Raw genomic sequence first — 21,243 nt, forward strand, 5'->3', positions numbered from 1 at the left:
TTTTTGCGTAAGAAAAGGAGCTATATTTAAAGACAGATTAAGATAAATATTAAAGCTTTTTGTATTATAGCTTGATTACTAGTTTAATTCCTATTTTATTTGAATTCTTATTCAAAAATAGATTGATATTTTAGGCTTATATGTAATAAATTTTCTTTATTTTAATGTTGCTTTTATTTATTCAGCCTAAAAATTGAATATAATCACAAAATAAAAATTTAAAGACCTACTATATGGATTCAAAATTTTCACCTCGTATAAAGGATGTTCTATCCTATAGCAAAGAAGAAGCCGAAAGGCTTGGTAATAGTGCGATAGGTACTGAACATTTATTTTTAGGAATCCTTCGTGAAGGTGAAGGAATTGCCGTAGATATTCTTATTTCTTTAGGAGTTGACCTTTATGATATTCGAAAGAATATCGAAAAAGAGATCAAATCGGATACTATCACAGATTTAGATCAGAATAACATCCCCCTTCAAAGATCTGCCGAAAGAGTTCTAAAGTTAATTTATCTTGAAGCAAAAGCTTTAAAGAATAACACAATAGACACAAGTCATTTGCTACTTGCCATTTTAAAAGATGACAAGAGTATGGTAACGCAAATATTAGATGATCAAACCATTGATTACAATAAGGTTAAAGAAAATCTAAAAACTCTTTTCCCTAAAGCACAAGCTGATTATCCACCAGAAGATCGTGGAGAAGGAAAAGGTGGTTTATCTGGAGGTAGTAGCTCAAAAGGTGCTAGCGCTAGGGGCAAATCTGAAACTCCTGTTCTTGATAATTTTGGTATTGACATTACTAAATCTGCCGAAGAAGGAACTTTGGATCCTATTGTTGGTCGCGAAACAGAAATTGAACGTTTGGCGCAAATATTAAGTCGAAGAAAAAAGAACAATCCTATTCTAATTGGAGAACCTGGAGTTGGTAAATCAGCTATTGCAGAAGGCTTGGCTTTACGAATCGTTCAGAAAAAAGTGTCGCGTGTTCTATTTGGGAAACGCGTCGTTACTCTTGATTTAGCTTCAATTGTTGCGGGAACCAAGTACCGAGGACAATTCGAAGAAAGGATGAAGGCTATTTTAAATGAACTATCAAAAACTACAGATATCATTTTGTTTATCGATGAGATTCATACCATTGTAGGAGCAGGTGGTGCAACCGGATCACTTGATGCTGCCAACATGCTTAAACCTGCATTGGCACGAGGTGAAATTCAATGCATTGGTGCTACAACTCTTGATGAGTACAGACAAAATATTGAAAAAGATGGAGCATTAGAACGTCGCTTTCAAAAGATTATGGTGGAACCAACTTCTCCTGAGGAAACGGTTGTGATTCTAAACAACATTAAAGAAAGGTACGAAGATCATCACAATGTCTTTTATACTCCCGAAGCAATTGAATCTTGTGTGAAATTAACTTCAAGATATATAAGTGACAGATATCTTCCGGACAAAGCCATTGACGCGTTAGATGAAGCTGGATCAAGAGTTCATATTTCTAACATTCATGTTCCTGTTATTATTGAGGAATTAGAAAAGAAAATTGAGGATACACGCCAAAGTAAAATAAAAGCAGTTAAAGCTCAAAAGTTTGAGTTGGCAGCCAGCTTTAGAGATAAAGAGAAAAACTTTGCTGAAGATCTTGAAAAAGAAAAAGACAAGTGGGAACAGGAATTGAGTCAGAAAAAAGAAAAGGTTTCTGAGGAAGATATTGCTGAAGTTGTTGCTATGATGACAGGTGTTCCTGTTAAGAGAATTGCACAAGCTGAAGGTTCTCGCCTACTTCAAATGAACCTAGAATTACAAGGCAAAGTAATTGGACAAGATGATGCTATTGCAAAAATTGTAAAAGCAATTCAGCGAAATCGTGCCGGACTTAAAGATCCTAACAAGCCAATCGGAACTTTCATCTTCCTAGGACCAACGGGTGTAGGAAAAACTCAACTAGCTAAAGTTTTATCTGAATATTTATTTGATAGTTCTGATGCTTTAATTCGTATCGATATGAGTGAATATATGGAAAAATTCGCCGTATCGAGATTGGTTGGAGCTCCTCCAGGATATGTTGGTTACGAAGAAGGCGGACAATTGACTGAGAAAGTTAGAAGAAAGCCTTATTCTGTTGTGCTACTCGATGAGATTGAAAAAGCGCACCCGGATGTATTTAATATCTTACTGCAATTATTAGATGACGGACAACTTACCGATAGTTTAGGACGAAGAGTTGATTTCAAAAACTCGATCATTATCATGACTTCAAATATTGGAAGTCGTGAACTTAAGGATTTTGGAAAAGGAATCGGCTTCCAAACTGGTGGAAATGAATCTAATGATTATGCAAGTAGTATTATTCAAAAGGCTTTGAAAAAAGCATTTGCTCCTGAATTCTTGAATAGAATCGATGATTTAATCATGTTTAATTCTCTAACTCAGAAAGACATTCACAAGATTATCGATATCGAACTTAATGGTTTATACAAGAGAGTTCAAGATCTAGGGTTCAATATTAAAATTTCTACAGCTGCAAAAGATTTCATTGCTGAAAAAGGATATGATGTTCAATTTGGTGCAAGACCATTAAAAAGAGCAATTCAAAAGTACCTGGAAGATGAAATGGCTGAAGTAATTATAAGAGCTAGCATCTCTGAAGGCGATACAATTTCTGTAGGTTTAGATAAATCCAAGCAGAAAATAACAACCAAAATATTAAAAACTCAAAAAGCACTTGAGTAAAAAATTAACCGGAGTTTTCTCCGGTTTTTTTTATGTCTTTTTTAATCTAAATTCACATTTTTTATTTAGAAAGAATCAAAACAAATTCTATCTTTGATTGAAAATACAAAATACATAATTATGCAAAAAAATAATAACAAAGTAACATTCGCAGGAAATGCAATGACTTTAGTAGGAAACGAAATCAAAACAGGTGCAAAGGCAGAAAATTTTACAGCTTTAGGTCAGGACTTGTCTCCTGTTCAACTTTCTGATTTTGATGGAAAAGTTAAAATCCTTTCAATTTTTCCTTCTATTGATACTGGTGTTTGTTCTGCTCAAACTCACAGATTTAACAAAGAAGCTGCTTCTCTTGATAAAGACATTCAAATCATTACCTTATCAAATGATTTACCATTTGCATTAGGTCGTTTTTGTGGCGCGGAAGGTATTAAAAATCTGGTAACTCTTTCAGATCATAAAGAATGTGATTTCGGTTATAAATATGGTTTTGTTGTTGAAGAGCTACGTTTATTAGCAAGAGGTGTAGTGGTTATCGACAAAAACAACGAAGTTAAGCACGTTGAGTATGTTGCTGAAATGACTGAAGAACCAAACTACGAAGCTGCTCTTGAAGTTGCTAAAACTTTGGTATAATCTTATTGCTAAAATAATATTTACAAGCTCCTTCGGGAGCTTTTTTCAAATAGAATTATATGTATTTATTTTTTGATACAGAAACTACAGGCTTGCCAAAAAACTGGGGTGCTCCGGTTACAGATATCGACAATTGGCCAAGATTAGTTCAATTGGCATGGTTGCTATACGATAGTAAAAATCAGGAAATTAAAAGTGCAAATAGAATCGTAATACCTGAAGGATTTACCATTCCTACCGAGGCATCTAATGTTCATGGCATTTCCACTGAAAGGGCACATAAAGAAGGTATTGATTTGACTGATGCACTCAACGAATTCTCTTCAGCCCTTGAAGAAGCTAATTTTTTAATTGCTCACAATATTAGTTTTGATGAGAAAATTGCAGGCGCAGAATTTATTCGGAAGAACATTTCAAATAAATTAAACAATATACCTAAAATATGTACCATGAAAACTACAACCAATATTTGTAAGATTCCTGGTCGTTACGGATACAAGTGGCCTAACTTAACTGAATTGCATAATCATCTTTTCAACAAGGGTTTTGATGATGCTCACGATGCATTGGCTGATGTAAAAGCATGTGCCGATTGCTTCTTTGAATTAAAAAAAGCAGGCATGTATCAACAACAAGGAAGTTTATTTTAGAACTAAAATATTTTTTAAGAGTCGGACAAATAAAGAGCTTTTAGTTTGATACTAAAAGCTCTTTATTTTGGTATCTTCTTAAACTGTACATTTTTCAATTCCGACTTTACTCGTACTCCAGGTCTAAATGCCATTTTTACACTTTTAATTTTTCTGGAAGTAAGATCTTTCGGATCATCAACTCCTTCTCCACCAACATGCAAGGAAAAAGTTCCAAAATCGCCTAATTCCACGCTACAATTATCAAGTAATAAATGTGGAATTTGCGTAACAAATGCCTCTAAAACACCTACCACATCCGTAGTACTAAAAGTTGACATTGCCGAAATCTTTTCTGCAACATCGCGTAAATCTTTCTTTTGTCTGTTAGCAATTCGTGGATAATAGGCTTCCGTATTTCCATCCCGCTTTAAGGGAGTTTTTATTTTTACTGGTTTATAATAAACTGTCATATCCTTACTATTTATTACAATTGTCTTTAGGTTTTAGCTCAAGTATAAGTACCTATTATCAATTTAATCTTTAAGATATTATTTTTTAGCCTATATTAAAAATCTATTTAATATAGATCAAGTTAAATTTTAATATATATCAAAATATATTTTTAATATAGATAAAGTGATAAAAAGATACTAAAGTTTTCACAAAATAGTAGGGAGTTTATTAAAACAACATGCTTAGAGAATAAAAAAAACCACTTGCAATAGATGCAAATGGTTTTCTATATATAATAAAATTAATGTAGTGCTATTTCACCATACCGAACAGATCGTAATCTTCACAATCGGTGATTTCAACATTATAATATGCTCCAATTTTTAACTCCCCATTTTCTGCAGCAATTAAAACTTCAGGATCAACTTCGTAAGAATCAAATTCTGTTCTACCGTAATAGTAATCTCCTTCTTTTCTATCGATCACAACCTTCATTTCTTCACCTAAACGCTTTTTGTTTGCTTCCATGCTAATATCCTGCTGAATTAACATGATCTCTTCTTTTCTTCTCTCCTTCTCTTCTTCAGGAATGTTATCTTCGTAGTTTATAGCAGCATAAGTATCCTCTTCGTTAGAGTATGGAAATACGCCCAAACGCTCAAATTTCATTTCTTGTACGAAACTTTTCAAATCTTCCATATCTGCCTCTGTTTCACCCGGATGTCCAACTAACATCGTAGTTCTTAGTGTAATTCCAGGAACTTCTTCTCTTATTTGCTTGATAAGATCAATGGTTTTCTCTCTATCAATACCTCTTCGCATCAATTTTAACATGTTGTCACTGGAATGTTGCAAGGCTATGTCCAGATAGCGGCAAACTTTTGGATTCTCACGCATCAATTTCAATATCCCGAAAGGAAACTGAGTTGGATATGCATAATGAAGTTTGATCCATTCCAATTCTTCAATTTTTGAAAGCTCTTCAACAAGCTCTGCCAATTTCGATTCCTCGTATAAATCGTATCCGTAATAAGAAAGATCCTGAGCGATAACCAGTAATTCTTTAACTCCTTCTGAAACTAGATTTCTTGCTTCTTCCAGTATGTCTTCAATTGGTCGGGATGTATGTTTTCCCGTTATGATAGGAATTGCACAATAGGAACAAGATCGGTTACAGCCTTCGGATATTTTTAGGTAGGCAAAATGCTTTGGAGTCGTAACTACTCTTAAATTTTTAAAATCGGGAATATAATTCTTATTCAACTCATTTACCATGGCTTTCCAATCAAATTTTCCAAAGTAATGATCAACTTCCGGGATTTCTTCCTTCAATTGTTCTCTATATCGTTCCGAAAGACACCCCATTACAAACAGCTTATTAATTCTTCCATCCTTCTTCGCCTCTACATATTGCAAAATGGTATCAACCGATTCCTCTTTTGCATCACCAATAAATCCACAGGTATTGATAATGATTGTTTTGGCATCACTGTTCTCCTCCTCACAGGTTACTTCAAATTGATTTGCATCCAGTTGTTTCATCAACAATTCTGTATCCACCAAATTTTTAGAACACCCAAGGCTTACGATATTGATTTTATTTTGACTCATATAACGATTTCTTTCTCAAATTAAATTTTGGCAAAAATAAGATAAATTACTCTTTATTCCACTCTCGCCTGGATATTAAAAACAGAAAAGGCTGCCAAATCTGACAGCCTTTCTTATATTTTATCACAAAATGGTATTAGTCAAATAATGAATCAACAAATCCATTGCGATTAAAAACTTGTAGATCTTCCATGCCTTCTCCTATTCCGATATATTTTACAGGAACTTTAAATTGATCAGACACCCCAATCACAACACCACCTTTAGCTGTTCCATCCAACTTTGTAATTGCAAGTGCATTAACTTCGGTAGCCTTAGTAAATTGTTTAGCTTGTTCGAAAGCATTCTGCCCAGTCGATCCATCAAGAACCAAAAGAATTTCATTTGGTGCATCAGGAATAACCCTATCCATAACACGCTTAATCTTACTCAACTCATTCATCAAGTTGATTTTGTTATGCAAACGACCAGCTGTATCAATTATTACAACATCTGAACCTTCTTCCTTAGCTTTTGTAAGAGTTTCAAAAGCAACAGACGCTGGATCAGCACCCATTCCCTGATTTACCACAGGAACACCAACACGCTCCGACCAAATAATTAGTTGATCGACTGCTGCTGCTCGAAAAGTATCAGCGGCACCAAGCATTACCTTTTTTCCAGCATTCTTAAACTGATGAGCTAACTTACCAATAGTTGTTGTTTTCCCAACACCGTTTACTCCAACTACCATAATAACATATGGATGATCAGATTTTGGTAATTGATAAGCTTCGTAATCTCCTTTATTATTTTCTTCAAGTAAACCGGCAATCTCTTCCTTAAGAATTCGATTCAACTCCGATGTACCTAAGAATTTATCTTCTGCAACACGTTCTTCAATACGCTCAATGATTTTTAATGTTGTATCAACTCCAACATCAGAAGAAATCAACACCTCCTCTAACTCGTCCAGAACATCATCATCAACGGAAGATTTACCAACAACAGCTCTGGAAAGTTTTTTAAATACACTTTCCTTTGTTTTGGCTAGTCCTTTATTAAGATTTTCCTTTTTCGATTTCGAAAAACTTCCAAATAATCCCATTCTTCTAAATTTTTTAGGTTGCTAAAGTACAAAAAAAGGAACACACAAGCAATTAACAATAAATGATTTAAATTAAAACTTTAATCGTCCTAATTTAAGATATAAAAAAAGCTTCCTAAAACATTAGGAAGCTTTTAAAATTCAGTATTATATGAATTGTCTTTACTTTTTAGCAAAGAAATCCTTTACATTCTCATTTGGAACAATCTCTTCTTTAAAAGAGTATGAACCAGTCTTAGGTGATTTTACCATTTTGATTACTTTTGCGTAACCACGGCCTTCACCTTTCTGTAGGGTTGCTACTACTTTCTTAGCCATATCTCAATTATTTAATTTCTCTGTGAACAGTTACTTTCTTCAAAATAGGATTGTACTTCTTCAACTCCATACGATCTGGAGTGTTTTTCTTATTTTTAGTAGTGATGTATCTTGAAGTACCTGGCATACCGCTTTCTTTATGCTCGGTGCACTCAAGAATTACTTGCACTCTATTACCTTTTTTAGCCATTTTCTATGCCTTTTTAATAATTTTTAATAAATCCTTTTTCTTGAGCTTTTTGCAATGCACCTTTTACACCTAATTTATTAATTAGACGAACTCCTGCAGCAGAAATTTTCAACTCAATCCAGCGATCCTCTTCAGGAAGATAGAACTTCTTCACGAAAAGATTTGGATAGAATCTTCTCTTAGTTCTTCTTTTTGAGTGAGAAACATTGTTCCCAACCATTACGCTCTTTCCAGTAATTTGACAAACTCTTGACATAGTCCAGATTATTTTTTTCCTTAAACGCTTTTCAAACAGGTCGCAAAATACGTAATAATTTTCTAAAAAATCAAATATTATTACAACTTTTTGCAGATATATTTTCGGAGCGAATTAAATCCTTAATCCTTTATGAAATCAATGAAAAGTTCATTTTCAAAAATTACATTTTTACAAATAATATGTTCTCATTTCGGATTATCTCTTAAACTCGCAGTCTCAACAGTGCAAAAATAAAAAAATCCCTCCTAAAACAGGAGGGATTTCAAACATATCTTGTAAATATCTTTACTCTTCTTCTTCGTTGAGAGATTTGAAACCTTTACCGATGATTTCGTTTGCCTCCGTCACATTCACAAATGCATCCGGATCAACATTCTTAACATGCAGTTTTAAAATCTCAAGCTCTCTTCTACTCATTACAGAATAAACCATTTTTTTCTCTTCTCCTGAATATCCTCCAGTACCAGTTAAAATAGTAACACCTCTTTTTAAATCGTTTTTAATCTTATCTGAGATAGAATCATAATGATCAGATACAATCATTACAGTTTTGTGATAATTTGCTCCACTAACAACCATATCAATAATTTTACCTTCAATATAAATGATGATTAGTGAATAAATTGCAAATTCCCATCCAATAGCTCCAGTTTCAGTTGGCTGAACAAGTGTAAAAAGTACAATAATACCATCAACAATCATTACCAATTTACCCAAAGACAATTTTGTAAATTTGGCTAAAATCATTGCAATAATATCAGAACCTCCTGATGTTGCTCTTGATTTAAAAATCATACCAATTGCAATACCATAAAAAACACCTGCAACAATAGTATTAAGCATTGGGTCAGCGATCACTTTAGGGTAACCTGGAACAACGTAAGTTTCCATTATCCATACCGTAACTAAAATTATTGCAATACTTACAATGGTTTTTATTCCAAATCGTGGACCTAAGATTATAGTACCTATAATTACCAAGGGTATCTCCATGGCAAATGTACAATAACTAATTTTCCAGCTAAACAAAGTGTTTAAAACTGTTGCAATACCGTATACCCCACCCGGAGCCAATTTGTAAGGAACAACAAATAAGATGTCCGAAACAGCAAAAATAATACTACCTACAATTAGGTATGCATAAGCGCTTATCCATTCGTTTGATAAGAACTTTTCTTTTGTGATAAAAGCCATTTTTAAAATGTTAGTTTAAGTGTGTTTAATTTCGCCGACAAAAATAGATTCGCCCATTTTAATTCCAAGTTTTTTCTTCACTTTTCTCTCCATTGTAAGTGTCTGAATATCTATACAAAAAGAAAGTTTGGCATATTTTTTTTAGCAGGTTTATAAAATTTGCTCCTAAAAGACGTCAATTTTTCACTTATGAAAATGGAAAAGGAATTTTTCCATTTGATTTTTATGAAACTATATGAATCATTCAAGTAGTTCAATCAAAACACTTATGTTTATTTCGGCTTATTTTCTATTATTTCCAGTGAAATTAAAGGCTCTTACTTATTCTACATCGATAATATCAATTGCAAAGGGAATTTTCTTCAATAAAAAAGCCGATCTCAAATTGAAATCGGCTACACTATAATATATACGGTCTTATTTTAATCCACTTCTTACCAATAATGGCTCAATAGATGGTTCTTTGCCTCTAAACTTTAAATATAGCTCCATTGGATGCTCACTCCCTCCTCTTTCCAGTACATTCTCACGGAATGAATTCGCTGTGCTTTTATCATAAATGCCATTCTCTTTAAAAGCTTCAAAAGCATCAGCATCTAACACTTCTGCCCATTTGTAACCATAGTATCCGGCAGCATAACCACCAGCAAATATGTGCGAAAAAGATGTACTCATACAACTCTCTTGAACCAAATCAAACAATTCGGTAGATGCCATCGCTTCATCTTCAAACTCAGAAACTGATTTGTTAACAGGTTCTGTTACACTGTGCCAGGTCATATCATTTAAGCCGAAACTAATCTGACGAACAAAGGAATATCCACTTAAGAAATTACCACTATCAATAATTTTCTGTACCAAGTCTGCAGGAATCTTCTCGCCAGTTTGATAATGTTCTGCCACTTCATCTAACCATTCTTTTCTGAAAGCATAATTTTCCATAAACTGAGATGGTAGCTCTACAAAATCCCTAAACACATTGGTTCCGGATAATGCACTGTAAGTACACTTGGACAACATACCATGAAGTGCATGACCAAATTCATGCAAGAAAGTAGTCACTTCATTAAAAGTAAGCAAGGAAGGTTTTGTTTCTGTAGAACGAGTAAAATTACAAACTATAGATATATGTGGACGATAATCCTTTCCATTTTTTAGATATTGATCTGTAAAGGATGTCATCCACGCACCACCCTGCTTTGTACTTCTTGGATGAAAATCAGCATAGAATAATGAGATAAATTCACCATTCTGATCGAATACTTCATAAACATCAACCTCCTTATGGTATTTCGAAATTTCGGAATTCAATTTAAACTCCAAACCATACAATTTTGTTGCAAGATCGAAAATACCTTTCTTAACACGATTCAATTCAAAAAAAGGACGAGTAATTTCATCATTGATATCGTATTTTTCCGTTTTTAGTTTCTCTGCATAGTAAGCCCAATCCCATCTTTGAAGATCAAAATCGGCACCAAGAGATTTTGCGTAATCCTGTAACTCCTGAAATTCCTTTTTTGCTTTTGGCATTGATGCCTCTAAAAGCTCATTCAAAAACCCCAATACTTTATCGGCAGATTTTGCCATTCTTTCCTCTAACACAAAATCTGCATAGCTATTGTAGCCTAACAATTTTACCTTCTCTAATCGTAACTCAACAATACGTTGAATCACCTTTTGATTGTCGAATTCATCATTGAAACATCGCGAAGAATAGGCTCTAAACATTTGTTCTCTCAATTCGCGGCTATCCGCATATTGCATAAATGGCACATAACTTGGAAATTGCAAATTAAATAGCCATCCATCCTTCTCTTTTTCTTTAGCCAGACCTTGTGCTCCTTCTAAAATCCCTTCCGGCAACCCTGCAACATCATTTTTATCCGTTAAATGAAGTTCATACTTATTGGTTGCAGCCAATACATTTTCACCAAACTGAAGGGTTAGTTTTGATAACTCTTTAGAGATTTCACGAATCTTTTCTTTCTTATCTTTATCTAAATCTGCACCAGATCTAACAAATGACTTATAACGATCCATCAACAGTCTTTCCTGCTCTACATTTAAATTGAAATTAGATTTATTTTCATACACCGATTTTACTCGCAAGAACAAGTTCTCATTCATGATGATATCATTCGAAAACTCTGTCAACATTGGTGAAATATCTCTCGCAAGAGCCTGCATTTCATCATTGGTATGCGCATGATTTAAATTGAAAAACACTGAACCAACTCGATCCAATTGATGTCCCGAGTATTCCAATGCTTCTATTGTATTTTTAAAATCGGGATTCTCATTACTATTTGCAATAACATCGATCTCTTTTCTAGCCTTCTCAATGCTTTCTTTAAAAGCTGGCATGTAATGCTCCAGTTCAATCTTCTCAAAAGGAACAGATTCGTATGGTGTTGTAAAATCTTTTAATAAAGGATTTGTACTCATAATAGGATTCTATTTATAATTTATACACAAATATAGAAAACGTCTATGATTAAACACTCTTTATAATCTACGACATAAAAAAAAGTCAATCAAGCACGATTTATTTTAATAATTATCATCTATATCACACAAGTATATTGATTACATGACATTTGTCATGTTTTAAGAATCCTGATTTTTCTCACCGAAAACCTTTCCGAAAGATCTTCAACCAACACAATATCAGCATTCAACGAAATTACTTCGGAAATATATGCTATATTTGAAACTAGTTAAGGGGGAAATTAACGAAACAAACCTTATACAATGAAAAGAAAGTATAAATTCATTAGCAAAACTAAAGATTACTCGATATGCCGCTTTATCGATATAATGTTAGGTACTTTCACTTCTAATCCTTATTTACTTATCACACTTCATCCCGTTAGGGTATCTTAATTATTGTACAAGTTAAAGTTGTACTAAAGAACTCAGGGGCTTTATCTCTATAAAAGAGCAACTAACAAATTATTAGTAATTAAATTTCAGGTGAATCATCAGGATATATCCTTAAATTCCTATACCCAAATAAATCAGATGAAGAAAATTTGTATTAAAATAGGTTCCAATGTATTAACAACAAAAACAGGCGAACTACACAAAAAAAGAATCAAGAATATCGTCTATCAGATTTCAGAACTTCGAAAGAAAAACGTTCAATGTATTTTAGTGTCTTCTGGCGCTGTTGCTGCAGGTAGAAGCAAAGTTAATTTATCTGATAAAACAGATACTATATCAGCACGACAGATATGGTCTTCTGTTGGACAGGTGGAATTACTGAATGTTTATTCTTCATTTTTGAAAGAATACAACATCGAATGTGCTCAGGTTTTAGTAACGAAAGAAGATTTTCGTACCAGGGAACACTACTTGAATATGAAAAACTGTATTGACTCTTTATTGCAAAACGGCATTTTGCCAATTATCAATGAAAATGACGCAGTGTCGGTAACTGCACTAATGTTCACGGATAATGATGAACTATCAGGTCTTATTGCATCCATGATGAATGCTGAAGCTTTATACTTACTTAGCAATATCAATGGTATCTATACTGGAAATCCTACTGATACTAAATCTACTTTAGTTAGAATTGTAAACGGAAATGCAAACAAACTAAAGCAATACATTACCACTCAGAAATCAAACTTTGGTAGAGGAGGAATGCTTACTAAGTGCAGTATTGCTGGTAGAGTAGCAAAATCCGGTATTGGTGTTCATATCGCTAATGGCATGATAGACAATATTGTTCTTCAACTAATAAATGAACCAGGGAATGTAGAACACACCGAATTTGCTGCAAGCAAAAAAGCTTCAACTGTGAAACAATGGTTAGCAGGTTCAGACGGTTTTGAGAAGGCTAAAATTACAATAAATGCTGGTGCTGAAGATGCTTTATCCTCAGATAAAGCAAGCAGTCTGTTGCCAATTGGAGTTATTGATATAAAGGGCAGCTTTGAGAAAGGTGACATTGTAAAATTAGTAAATGCGAAAGGTGATGTTTTAGGGCTTGGTAAAACTTCGTACAATAAAACTAAAGCAAAAGGATACCAAGGTAAATCCGGAGCAAAACCATTGGTTCATTACGATTATCTTTTTTTGTATTAATAAAAATTTAATTCTCTTATTTGCCTTATTAATTGGCAAATACAATATATCATCTAATTTCTTAAATCAATTGTAATATGACTACTCAAGAACAATTCTATAAAATAAAAGAAGCTGCTCGAAGCATGCCATCAATCGACAAGGAAACAACAAACAAAGTACTTTTAGCCATTGCCCAATCTGTGAAAAATGCCACTGAAGATATTCTGAACGCAAACAGAAAGGATTTGGATAGGATGTCTCCTGATGATCCAAAATATGATCGTCTTCTTTTAAATAAGGAACGAATTGATGGGATTGCCACCGATATTGAAAACACAACAAAACTCCCCTCTCCAATTGGACAAATCTTATCTGAGAGAACTTTAGAAAATGGCTTATTGATAAAAAAAGTAAGTGTTGCTTTAGGTGTTGTTGGTGTAATTTATGAAGCAAGACCCAACGTAACTTTAGATGTTTTTGTGCTGTGTTTAAAATCTGGCAATGCATGCGTATTAAAAGGTAGTAGCGATGCGATGTACTCAAATAAAGCAATTACAAAACTTATCTGTAAGACTTTGAGTGATATGAATATTAATCCTGACATTATTCAATTGTTAGATCCGGATCGTGAAGCCACAAATGCACTAATGAATGCCGTAGGCTTTGTTGATGTCTTAATTCCAAGAGGTTCTCAGAATTTAATCAATTCGGTTAGAGAAAAGTCCAAAATTCCTGTAATTGAAACTGGTGCTGGAATTGTACATACCTATTTCGATAAATATGGTGATTTGGAGAAAGGAAAAAACATTGTTTTTAATGCTAAAACACGCCGCGTAAGCGTTTGTAATGCCTTAGATTGCCTTATCGTCCATAAAGACAGACTGACTGATTTGCCCGCTCTTGTAAATCAGTTACAAGATAAAGAAGTTACTATCTACGCCGATGAATCAGCATACAAAGCTATTCAGAATACTTATCCTGAATCATTACTCGAGAAAGCAAATATAGAATCCTTTGGTACCGAGTTTTTAAGTCATAAAATATCGATCAAAACAGTTGACAACTTAAAGGATGCATTAGATCACATTTACAAGTACAGTTCAAAGCACAGCGAAGCTATTGTTAGCGAAAATGAAAATAATATAAATACCTTCTATTCAATTGTTGATGCTGCAGCTATTTATTGTAATACTTCAACTGCTTTTACCGATGGTGCTCAATTTGGATTAGGAGCTGAAATTGGTATAAGCACGCAAAAATTGCATGCAAGAGGTCCAATGGCACTGGAAGAATTGACTTCCTACAAATGGCTAATTAGTGGAGATGGGCAAATCAGAGACTAGAATAAGTTATATATTGCTAATAGCTTAAAAAGAAAATGAAGTATACTTTATCTTTTTTTTTACGGTAAAAATTTGAACATATCGCTGCAATTGATTGTTTTCCCTTTATGAAAGAAAAGTACTCTCTATTTTGGTTCAGACGTGATTTAAGACTCATGGATAATACTGCATTACATCATGCCATAAAATCTGGGAAACGGGTTTTATGTCTGTTTATTTTTGACACAGAAATATTGGATCAGATAGAACAAAAGAATGATGCTCGACTTAGCTTTATTCACAATCAACTCCAAAAAATTAACCAACAATTGATCATTTTAGGTAGTAGATTAATTGTGAAAAATGGTGCAGTTTTGTCCTGTTTCCAAGAATTGTCGCAAGAGTATTCGATAGCGAATATTTATGCTAATAAAGACTATGAGCCATTCGCCATTGCTCGGGATCAACTCATTTCTGATTATCTAACATCTCAGAATCTTGGATATCACGAATTTAAAGATCAGGTAATCTTCGAAAAAAGGGAAATTACCAAGAAAGATGGTCTCCCTTATACTGTTTACACGCCTTTCATGAAAAAATGGAAGGAAAGTTTCTGTTCAGAATTAACTAATGAATATGACGTGAAATTGCAAAAAGACAAGTTTGCACCTCTCCCGCCTATGGAGATTCCCAGCCTTGAATCTATTGGTTTTACCCAAAGTCAATTGTCAATTCCAGAGTATGATTTATCAATTGAAACGCTTAACAACTATAAATTATTGAGAGATTTTCCTGCAAGAAATGCAACTTCTAAATTGGGTATTCACTTAAGATTTGGAACCATTAGTGTTCGACAGGCAGTATCTAAAGCACTATCTGGAAACGATCAATTCTTAAATGAATTGATATGGCGTGAATTCTTCATGCAAATTTTAGCTAATTTTCCTCATGTTGCGACCTCTTGCTTTAAAAAGAAGTACGAAAATATAAAATGGCGCAATAATGAAGCTGAGTTTGAACACTGGTGCAATGGACAAACTGGATATCCTCTGGTAGATGCAGGAATGCGTGAACTATTAGCAACCGGAACTATGCACAATAGAGTAAGAATGGTGGTGGCTAGTTTTTTATGCAAGCACTTGTTAATAGATTGGCGCTGGGGTGAAGCCTGGTTTGCAAACCATCTTCTAGACTATGAACAATCTTCGAACAATGGGAATTGGCAATGGGCAGCAGGTTGTGGATGCGATGCTGCACCCTATTTTCGCATTTTTAATCCATACGAACAAGCCCGGCGATTTGATCCCAAACAAGAATACATACGAAAGTGGATTCCTGAAATAGATACAAACAAATACCCAAAAGCAATGGTAGAGCATAAATTTGCCAGACAAAGAGCTCTTGACACCTATTCCAAAGCCTTAAAAGAAGAAGTGGAAATATAAATCAAAATCAATACCTTAATAGGCTATATAAGTTAAAGTTAACTTTACTAATCTAAACTATCTATTCACCATCAACCTTAAATTTATTCTGTCAATCTTTCTATAGATCTTAAAATAAATTTAACTTGCCTTGTAACTATTCCAATATTCCCGGGTAACCATTACAGAAGGACAAACAAAAAATACTATACAATTCAATTTATTGTGAAGAAACTAAATGATGAACAATTAATGATTTTGGTAAAATCAGGTGAATTAAATGCATTGTCACCTTTGTTCGAGAAATACCATGTTAAACTTTACAATTTCTTTCTGAGGCTTACGAAAAATCGTTCAGTCAGTGAAGATCTTGTTCAGTCGGTATTTCGAAGGATTTTATCTTACCGAAAGAGTTACAATGAAGAACATCTATTCAAATCCTGGATGTATCAAATTGCAAGAAATGCTCACGCAAATCATTATCGCGACAACAAAATACAAATTTCAGACTATGATGATCCAGAACATATTCAAGTTGAAAGCGATTCGGCTGTCGAAGAAATGGAGTTAGAATCTAGAAAAAAGACTTTATACGAAGCTCTGAATGGATTACAAGCTGAGCAAAAGGAAATCATTGAATTGAGTCGCTTTCAAGGATTAAAATACAGAGAAATTGCAGAAATTACTGGCTTCTCGGAAAATGCGGTTAAAGTAAAAGTACACCGGGCTTTAAATAAGCTAAGAAAACTTTATTTCGAACTTGCTTAAAAGATAATAAAATGGAATGCAAATATATCAACGACCTTTTGGTCGAATACATAGAAAACGATCTTAACGAGACGCAAACAAAAGAGGTGGAAAACCATCTTACTTCTTGCGAACATTGTAGAAATGAATACGAATTAACCAAACAATTCCTATCAGATATCAACACTACTGAAGATGAATTGCCATCCTCTAATTTAAAAAAGAATTTTAATCAGATCTTGAAAGATGAGAAAATGCATCAAAATGTGATCACTTTCAAAACTGAGAATAAAAATAATGGCTATAAATTCGGTGAATTTCTAAAGTATGCTGCCTTAATTATCATCATATTCGGAATTGGTGTACTACTTGGTAAAAACATGGGGCAATCAACGGATCAGTCTTTGGAGATCGCTAAGCTTCAGAATGATTTGAATAAGATGAATCAGAATCTTACACTTGCCACACTAAAACAACCAACAAGTAGCCAAAGACTTAAGGCAGTTAACCAATTGGAGGAACATTCCCAGGGAGATGATAAAGTTTTAGCGATTCTCGTACAAACTTTGCAAAGCGATGCCAATGTAAATGTTAGAATGGCTGCAGCAAATGCTCTTGTGAAATTTGCAAATAATCCATTGGTAAAAAATGCTTTTCTAGAAGCTCTAAAAAATCAAAAGGAACCTTCCTTACAAATAACACTAATCAATATTTTAGTAAACCTACAAGATGAACGTGCCAAAGATCTTTTACAGGATATTTTAACTGAAGAAGATAACCTGCCAGTGGTGAGAGAATTGGCGAAAGAAGGAATTAAAGTTTTTATCTAAAAATTATATAACACAGTAATAGCCGGCTGAACTATTAATTACGAATCCAAAAAAAATACAAATTATGAATACATTAAATAAAATACTCATCATTTGCTTCCTAATTACGGGAGTGTCAAATTTGAACGCACAAAAACTCAATTTCGATGTTAAAACTGGAGATCAGGTATGTATCACCAATGTTTTAGGAGAAATAAAAGTAGAAGAACACAGTGGTTCTGATATTATTGTAGAAACAAACTATAAAAAACAAATTCCTTCAAGAGCTAAAGGCTTAAAAGCGATCTATAGCAATGGATTGGATGATAATACCAACTTTGGTATCCATTCGTCTAAAGAAGGAAAAGTGCTGACCTTAACAGGACTTGGGAAAGAGACTAAGCACAAAAATTATCTTTTTAAAATCCCTAAAGGTGTAAATCTAAAAATAGATTGTAAGAGTCCCTTTGCTTCTTCAAACCCAATTGTAGTTCGTAATTTCAGTTCCGAAATCGAAATCAACACACTAATGCCTAGTGTGAAACTCGATCAAATCACGGGTCCTGTAATCCTTGATTTAATTAATGGAAGTGTGGATATTGTCTTTAGTAAGCTAAATCAAAAAAGTCCAGTATCTATATCTGCCATTAACGGTAATGTTGATATTACCATGCCTTCAGAAACTTCGGCAAATTTGGAGCTAAGCAGTATTAATGGTGAATTCTATACCGATTTTGATGTTAAAATGGATCAAAAAGAGAAGAAAGGTTTATCCTATGCAGGTGGTGGCAACAAAATTAAAACACAAATTAATGGTGGAGGTGTTAAGTTTGCTGTAAAAACCATCAACAACAACATCTATCTAAGAAAAAAATAAAGCTTTAGGCTGCTTCGGATCCTCTTTTCCATTCTGTTTGTATCAAGAAGGCAGAATCTTACTTAAGAAGTGAAAATTTCCCTGGCAGCCATTTTTATGCCCTTTTATTAACAGTTAAAATATAAGTATCATGAAAAAAATAATACATATCGCTCTGTTCCTACTATTTGGAGTTGCAAGCGCATATTCCCAAAAGATTGTTGAGAAAACAACAAAATTGTCAGATGGAGAACAAGTTTCTCTGGAATTTAAATTTGCCGATGAGATATCTGTATCTACCTGGGATAGGAATGAAGTTTATGTGAAAGTTAATGTAAACATCAATAATAATGAAGACAATGACTCTTTTCGCCTTAATTCCAGCACGTTTTCTCGTGGAATTGAAATCGAATCCGAAATCGAAAACATGGAAGACTTGCACAAAACAAGCATCATCAGAAAAAGTAAAAACAAAGATGGTAAAACCGAGACCATTACCACAAACTCCATTGACATGGAACTTTTCTTTGAGGTGAAGCTTCCCAGAAATGCAAAACTTTCTATCAATACCATAAATGGTAACATTACCATTGAAGGCTTAAGAGATGAAATGGAAATTAAAACCATAAGTGGATTTATTGATTTGAGTTTACCTTCGAAACATCAAGCCGATTTAGTTTTAAATACCATTACAGGTAAAATGTATACCGATTTCGATCTAAACCTGAAAAACTCAGATGGTTTACACCAATACATCAAAAGCAAATTTTCAAAAGATTTAAACGGTGGTGGCGAGGAAATATCTCTCAAAACTATTAGTGGTGATATTTTTCTTCGAAAGGAGAAATAAATTGCACCATGTTTTTTTGGTAATAAGACAACTTATTGCCTTTTTCACACACATCAAACCTTTGAAGCTATTCGCTTCAAAGGTTTATCTATTTAATGGATATAATGGCATTTCTTCTTCACTAATTCTGGATCTTTGCTAGATCTTTGCCCACCACATATTAATTACAATTCCTTCACTAATTGTATGTAGAGTTTTCGTAATTTTAGCTTCTCATAGCAAAATTTAATTATGAAACTCAACTTTTACTCTGAACGCATAAAGAAATTCCAGAAAGAAGTTCTTCAGTTGCAAAAAACAAATAAAACACTATCTGCATTTCGCCTTTTAAGTGCAATCTCTGCCTTTGTTTTATTCTATGTTATTTTACCCTATTCCATGCTTTTGGCTAGTCTCACAGCCTTGGCATTAATTGCCTCCTTAGTTTATTTCGTTAGACGATATGGTAGAAATGATAAAAGAATCAAAAAATTAAAGGGATTAATTGAGATCAATGAAAATGAAATTTCATGCCTAAAAACCAGACACAGCAAATTATTTTACAATGGAGAAGAATATCTGAAAGCAAACCATGCCTATGCTTCAGATTTGGATGTTTACGGAGCTCACTCCTTATTTCAATTGATTAACCGATGCGTAAGTAAAATTGGGAATGATACTCTTGGAATGTGGCTTAATCAACCGGCAGACAATAAAGAAATTGAATCGAGACAGAAAGCTGTTAAAGAGTTAAACGATAAAATTGACTGGAGACAAGATATCATTCAATATGGATTGTCTAAAAAGTTAAAGAATGATGATCCTGACTTCGTGAGTAATTGGGGAAAACAAGATTCTCCCTTTCATGGCAATAAAATTTTATTTGCCGTCATAAGTATACTACCTATATTTTCCCTGGCTGCCTTAATCTATTCCTTTATAGGATCTACAATACCTATCCTGGTGCTTTTAATGGTGAGCATTACAATACATTACCGAAACTTTAGGAATGTAGGAAAAGCGCACAACAACACTTCCAAAAGAGCCGATATGCTTAAAATTTATGCTCAAATCATTCACAATTTCGAGAAAAATGACTGGGAATCGGAAAAACTATCAGGTTTAAAGAAAAAATTGGAAAGTAGAGATCTACGTGCCTCTAAAAAGATAAGAAGACTCTCTAAACTAATCGAACTTCTGGATCAGCGATACAATATGCTGGTACAGATCATTTTTAATGCCCTTTTCTTCTACGAGCTACATTTATTGTACAGAATTGACAAATGGAAGGTAAACTATGGACATGAAATTAGAAACTGGTTTGATACTATCGGAGAAATTGAGGCTCTATCTAGCTTTGCCAATCTAAGTTATAATCATCCGGATTGGACATTCCCTAAGATAACTTCTGAGCATTTTAAGTTGGACATGCAGGATACAGGACATCCAATGATAGATGAGAAAGTGCGAGTGAACAATGATTACCAACTAAACGGACCTGGTGTGATTCATATTGTTACTGGTTCAAATATGGCTGGGAAAAGTACATTTCTAAGAACCATTGGTGTCAATGTGGTTTTGGCTCTTTCCGGTGCTCCTGTTTGTGCGAAATCTATGCTCACTTCTAATGTTGAGGTAAATACTTCAATGAGAATTAAGGATTCTATTGAAGAAAACGAATCTTCTTTTTACGCTGAACTGAAAAGAATACAGCAGGTTATCGAAAAAGTAAACAAACAGGAAAATACACTCTTACTTTTGGATGAAATTTTAAGAGGAACCAATTCAAAAGACAAACACACCGGTTCTAAAGCCTTAATCAAGCAATTGGTAAAATACAATGCAGTTGGATTGGTAGCCACTCACGATTTGGAGTTGTCAATATTGGAAAATGAATTGCCAGGACAGGTAGAAAACAGATTCTTCGATATTAAAATTGATGGAGAAGAACTGTATTTCGATTATAAGGTTCAAAATGGTTTCTGCAAAACCTTTAATGCTCCTATTTTAATGAAGAAAATGGGTATTGAAATGGAAATTCTAAACAAAGCATAAATA

19 protein-coding genes are annotated in these 21,243 nt (G+C 33.8%); 11 read left to right on the forward strand and 8 right to left on the reverse strand.

Annotation, left to right across the window (positions count from 1 at the left end):
- Positions 1-233: 233 nt before the first annotated feature.
- The 3 genes from GCQ56_RS08660 to GCQ56_RS08670 all read left to right on the forward strand — a co-directional run bounded on the left by GCQ56_RS08660 (position 234) and on the right by GCQ56_RS08670 (position 4,027).
- Positions 234-2,741: an ATP-dependent Clp protease ATP-binding subunit gene (locus GCQ56_RS08660; protein ID WP_152734063.1), complete on the forward strand. Its 2,508-nt coding sequence runs from the start codon at positions 234-236 to the stop codon at positions 2,739-2,741.
- A gap of 120 nt (positions 2,742-2,861) precedes the next feature.
- The gene (gene tpx / locus GCQ56_RS08665) at positions 2,862-3,377 is read left to right on the forward strand and encodes a thiol peroxidase (RefSeq protein ID WP_152734064.1); all 516 of its coding nucleotides are present in this window, start codon (positions 2,862-2,864) and stop codon (positions 3,375-3,377) included.
- A gap of 59 nt (positions 3,378-3,436) precedes the next feature.
- Complete coding sequence (locus GCQ56_RS08670) at positions 3,437-4,027, forward strand: 3'-5' exonuclease (protein ID WP_152734065.1); 591 nt, start codon at positions 3,437-3,439, stop codon at positions 4,025-4,027.
- A 62-nt stretch (positions 4,028-4,089) separates the two neighbouring features.
- Here the strand turns inward: GCQ56_RS08670 and GCQ56_RS08675 are convergent, their stop codons facing one another.
- The 8 genes from GCQ56_RS08675 to GCQ56_RS08710 form a co-directional block, all read right to left on the reverse strand.
- Positions 4,090-4,479, reverse strand: a complete 390-nt coding sequence (locus GCQ56_RS08675) for an HU family DNA-binding protein (protein WP_152734066.1) — start codon at positions 4,477-4,479, stop codon at positions 4,090-4,092.
- A 295-nt stretch (positions 4,480-4,774) separates the two neighbouring features.
- Positions 4,775-6,073, reverse strand: coding sequence for a 30S ribosomal protein S12 methylthiotransferase RimO (rimO, locus tag GCQ56_RS08680; protein ID WP_152734067.1), 1,299 nt, complete (start codon positions 6,071-6,073; stop codon positions 4,775-4,777).
- A gap of 136 nt (positions 6,074-6,209) precedes the next feature.
- Positions 6,210-7,160, reverse strand: a complete 951-nt coding sequence (gene ftsY / locus GCQ56_RS08685) for a signal recognition particle-docking protein FtsY (protein ID WP_152734068.1) — start codon at positions 7,158-7,160, stop codon at positions 6,210-6,212.
- Positions 7,161-7,322: 162 nt separating this feature from the next.
- Positions 7,323-7,478, reverse strand: a complete 156-nt coding sequence (locus GCQ56_RS08690) for a DUF4295 domain-containing protein (RefSeq protein ID WP_110359598.1) — start codon at positions 7,476-7,478, stop codon at positions 7,323-7,325.
- 7 nt (positions 7,479-7,485) lie between these two features.
- The gene (gene rpmG, locus GCQ56_RS08695; protein ID WP_127341976.1) at positions 7,486-7,668 is read right to left on the reverse strand and encodes a 50S ribosomal protein L33; all 183 of its coding nucleotides are present in this window, start codon (positions 7,666-7,668) and stop codon (positions 7,486-7,488) included.
- A gap of 13 nt (positions 7,669-7,681) precedes the next feature.
- Complete coding sequence (rpmB, locus tag GCQ56_RS08700) at positions 7,682-7,924, reverse strand: 50S ribosomal protein L28 (protein ID WP_152734069.1); 243 nt, start codon at positions 7,922-7,924, stop codon at positions 7,682-7,684.
- A 288-nt stretch (positions 7,925-8,212) separates the two neighbouring features.
- Complete coding sequence (locus GCQ56_RS08705) at positions 8,213-9,121, reverse strand: YitT family protein (protein WP_152734070.1); 909 nt, start codon at positions 9,119-9,121, stop codon at positions 8,213-8,215.
- A gap of 417 nt (positions 9,122-9,538) precedes the next feature.
- Complete coding sequence (locus tag GCQ56_RS08710) at positions 9,539-11,569, reverse strand: M3 family metallopeptidase (RefSeq protein ID WP_152734071.1); 2,031 nt, start codon at positions 11,567-11,569, stop codon at positions 9,539-9,541.
- A 576-nt stretch (positions 11,570-12,145) separates the two neighbouring features.
- Here GCQ56_RS08710 and proB point away from each other — a divergent pair.
- From proB to GCQ56_RS08750, 8 genes are all read left to right on the forward strand, one after another.
- Positions 12,146-13,216, forward strand: coding sequence for a glutamate 5-kinase (proB, locus tag GCQ56_RS08715; RefSeq protein WP_152734072.1), 1,071 nt, complete (start codon positions 12,146-12,148; stop codon positions 13,214-13,216).
- Between the two features lie 77 nt (positions 13,217-13,293).
- Positions 13,294-14,541 (forward strand): glutamate-5-semialdehyde dehydrogenase, encoded by a 1,248-nt coding sequence (locus GCQ56_RS08720; RefSeq protein WP_152734073.1) that lies wholly within the window; start codon positions 13,294-13,296, stop codon positions 14,539-14,541.
- 107 nt (positions 14,542-14,648) lie between these two features.
- Positions 14,649-15,965 (forward strand): deoxyribodipyrimidine photo-lyase, encoded by a 1,317-nt coding sequence (locus tag GCQ56_RS08725; RefSeq protein ID WP_152734074.1) that lies wholly within the window; start codon positions 14,649-14,651, stop codon positions 15,963-15,965.
- A gap of 204 nt (positions 15,966-16,169) precedes the next feature.
- A complete protein-coding gene (locus tag GCQ56_RS08730; RefSeq protein ID WP_299993845.1) occupies positions 16,170-16,712 on the forward strand; it encodes an RNA polymerase sigma factor in 543 nt (180 codons plus the stop codon).
- A gap of 11 nt (positions 16,713-16,723) precedes the next feature.
- Positions 16,724-17,521, forward strand: a complete 798-nt coding sequence (locus tag GCQ56_RS08735; RefSeq protein ID WP_152734168.1) for a HEAT repeat domain-containing protein — start codon at positions 16,724-16,726, stop codon at positions 17,519-17,521.
- 64 nt (positions 17,522-17,585) lie between these two features.
- On the forward strand, positions 17,586-18,377 hold the full coding sequence (locus tag GCQ56_RS08740) for a DUF4097 family beta strand repeat-containing protein (protein WP_152734075.1): 792 nt from the start codon (positions 17,586-17,588) through the stop codon (positions 18,375-18,377).
- 130 nt (positions 18,378-18,507) lie between these two features.
- The gene (locus tag GCQ56_RS08745; RefSeq protein WP_152734076.1) at positions 18,508-19,206 is read left to right on the forward strand and encodes a hypothetical protein; all 699 of its coding nucleotides are present in this window, start codon (positions 18,508-18,510) and stop codon (positions 19,204-19,206) included.
- Between the two features lie 231 nt (positions 19,207-19,437).
- On the forward strand, positions 19,438-21,240 hold the full coding sequence (locus GCQ56_RS08750; RefSeq protein WP_152734077.1) for a MutS-related protein: 1,803 nt from the start codon (positions 19,438-19,440) through the stop codon (positions 21,238-21,240).
- Positions 21,241-21,243: the final 3 nt, after the last annotated feature.

It is taken from the genome of Marinifilum sp. N1E240, from assembly GCF_009295825.1.
Classification (GTDB): Bacteria; Bacteroidota; Bacteroidia; order Bacteroidales; family Marinifilaceae; genus Marinifilum_A; species Marinifilum_A sediminis.

Coding starts and splice junctions, on each gene's coding strand:
- GCQ56_RS08660 (WP_152734063.1), top strand. CDS start 234: ATGGATTCAAAATTTTCACCTCGTATAAAGGATGTTCTATCCTATAGC.
- GCQ56_RS08740 (WP_152734075.1), top strand. CDS start 17,586: ATGAATACATTAAATAAAATACTCATCATTTGCTTCCTAATTACGGGA.
- GCQ56_RS08705 (WP_152734070.1), bottom strand. CDS start 9,121: ATGGCTTTTATCACAAAAGAAAAGTTCTTATCAAACGAATGGATAAGC.
- GCQ56_RS08745 (WP_152734076.1), top strand. CDS start 18,508: ATGAAAAAAATAATACATATCGCTCTGTTCCTACTATTTGGAGTTGCA.
- GCQ56_RS08670 (WP_152734065.1), top strand. CDS start 3,437: ATGTATTTATTTTTTGATACAGAAACTACAGGCTTGCCAAAAAACTGG.
- rpmG (WP_127341976.1), bottom strand. CDS start 7,668: ATGGCTAAAAAAGGTAATAGAGTGCAAGTAATTCTTGAGTGCACCGAG.
- GCQ56_RS08690 (WP_110359598.1), bottom strand. CDS start 7,478: ATGGCTAAGAAAGTAGTAGCAACCCTACAGAAAGGTGAAGGCCGTGGT.
- GCQ56_RS08710 (WP_152734071.1), bottom strand. CDS start 11,569: ATGAGTACAAATCCTTTATTAAAAGATTTTACAACACCATACGAATCT.
- GCQ56_RS08675 (WP_152734066.1), bottom strand. CDS start 4,479: ATGACAGTTTATTATAAACCAGTAAAAATAAAAACTCCCTTAAAGCGG.
- rimO (WP_152734067.1), bottom strand. CDS start 6,073: ATGAGTCAAAATAAAATCAATATCGTAAGCCTTGGGTGTTCTAAAAAT.
- GCQ56_RS08720 (WP_152734073.1), top strand. CDS start 13,294: ATGACTACTCAAGAACAATTCTATAAAATAAAAGAAGCTGCTCGAAGC.
- tpx (WP_152734064.1), top strand. CDS start 2,862: ATGCAAAAAAATAATAACAAAGTAACATTCGCAGGAAATGCAATGACT.
- GCQ56_RS08725 (WP_152734074.1), top strand. CDS start 14,649: ATGAAAGAAAAGTACTCTCTATTTTGGTTCAGACGTGATTTAAGACTC.
- ftsY (WP_152734068.1), bottom strand. CDS start 7,160: ATGGGATTATTTGGAAGTTTTTCGAAATCGAAAAAGGAAAATCTTAAT.
- GCQ56_RS08750 (WP_152734077.1), top strand. CDS start 19,438: ATGAAACTCAACTTTTACTCTGAACGCATAAAGAAATTCCAGAAAGAA.
- GCQ56_RS08735 (WP_152734168.1), top strand. CDS start 16,724: ATGGAATGCAAATATATCAACGACCTTTTGGTCGAATACATAGAAAAC.
- rpmB (WP_152734069.1), bottom strand. CDS start 7,924: ATGTCAAGAGTTTGTCAAATTACTGGAAAGAGCGTAATGGTTGGGAAC.
- proB (WP_152734072.1), top strand. CDS start 12,146: ATGAAGAAAATTTGTATTAAAATAGGTTCCAATGTATTAACAACAAAA.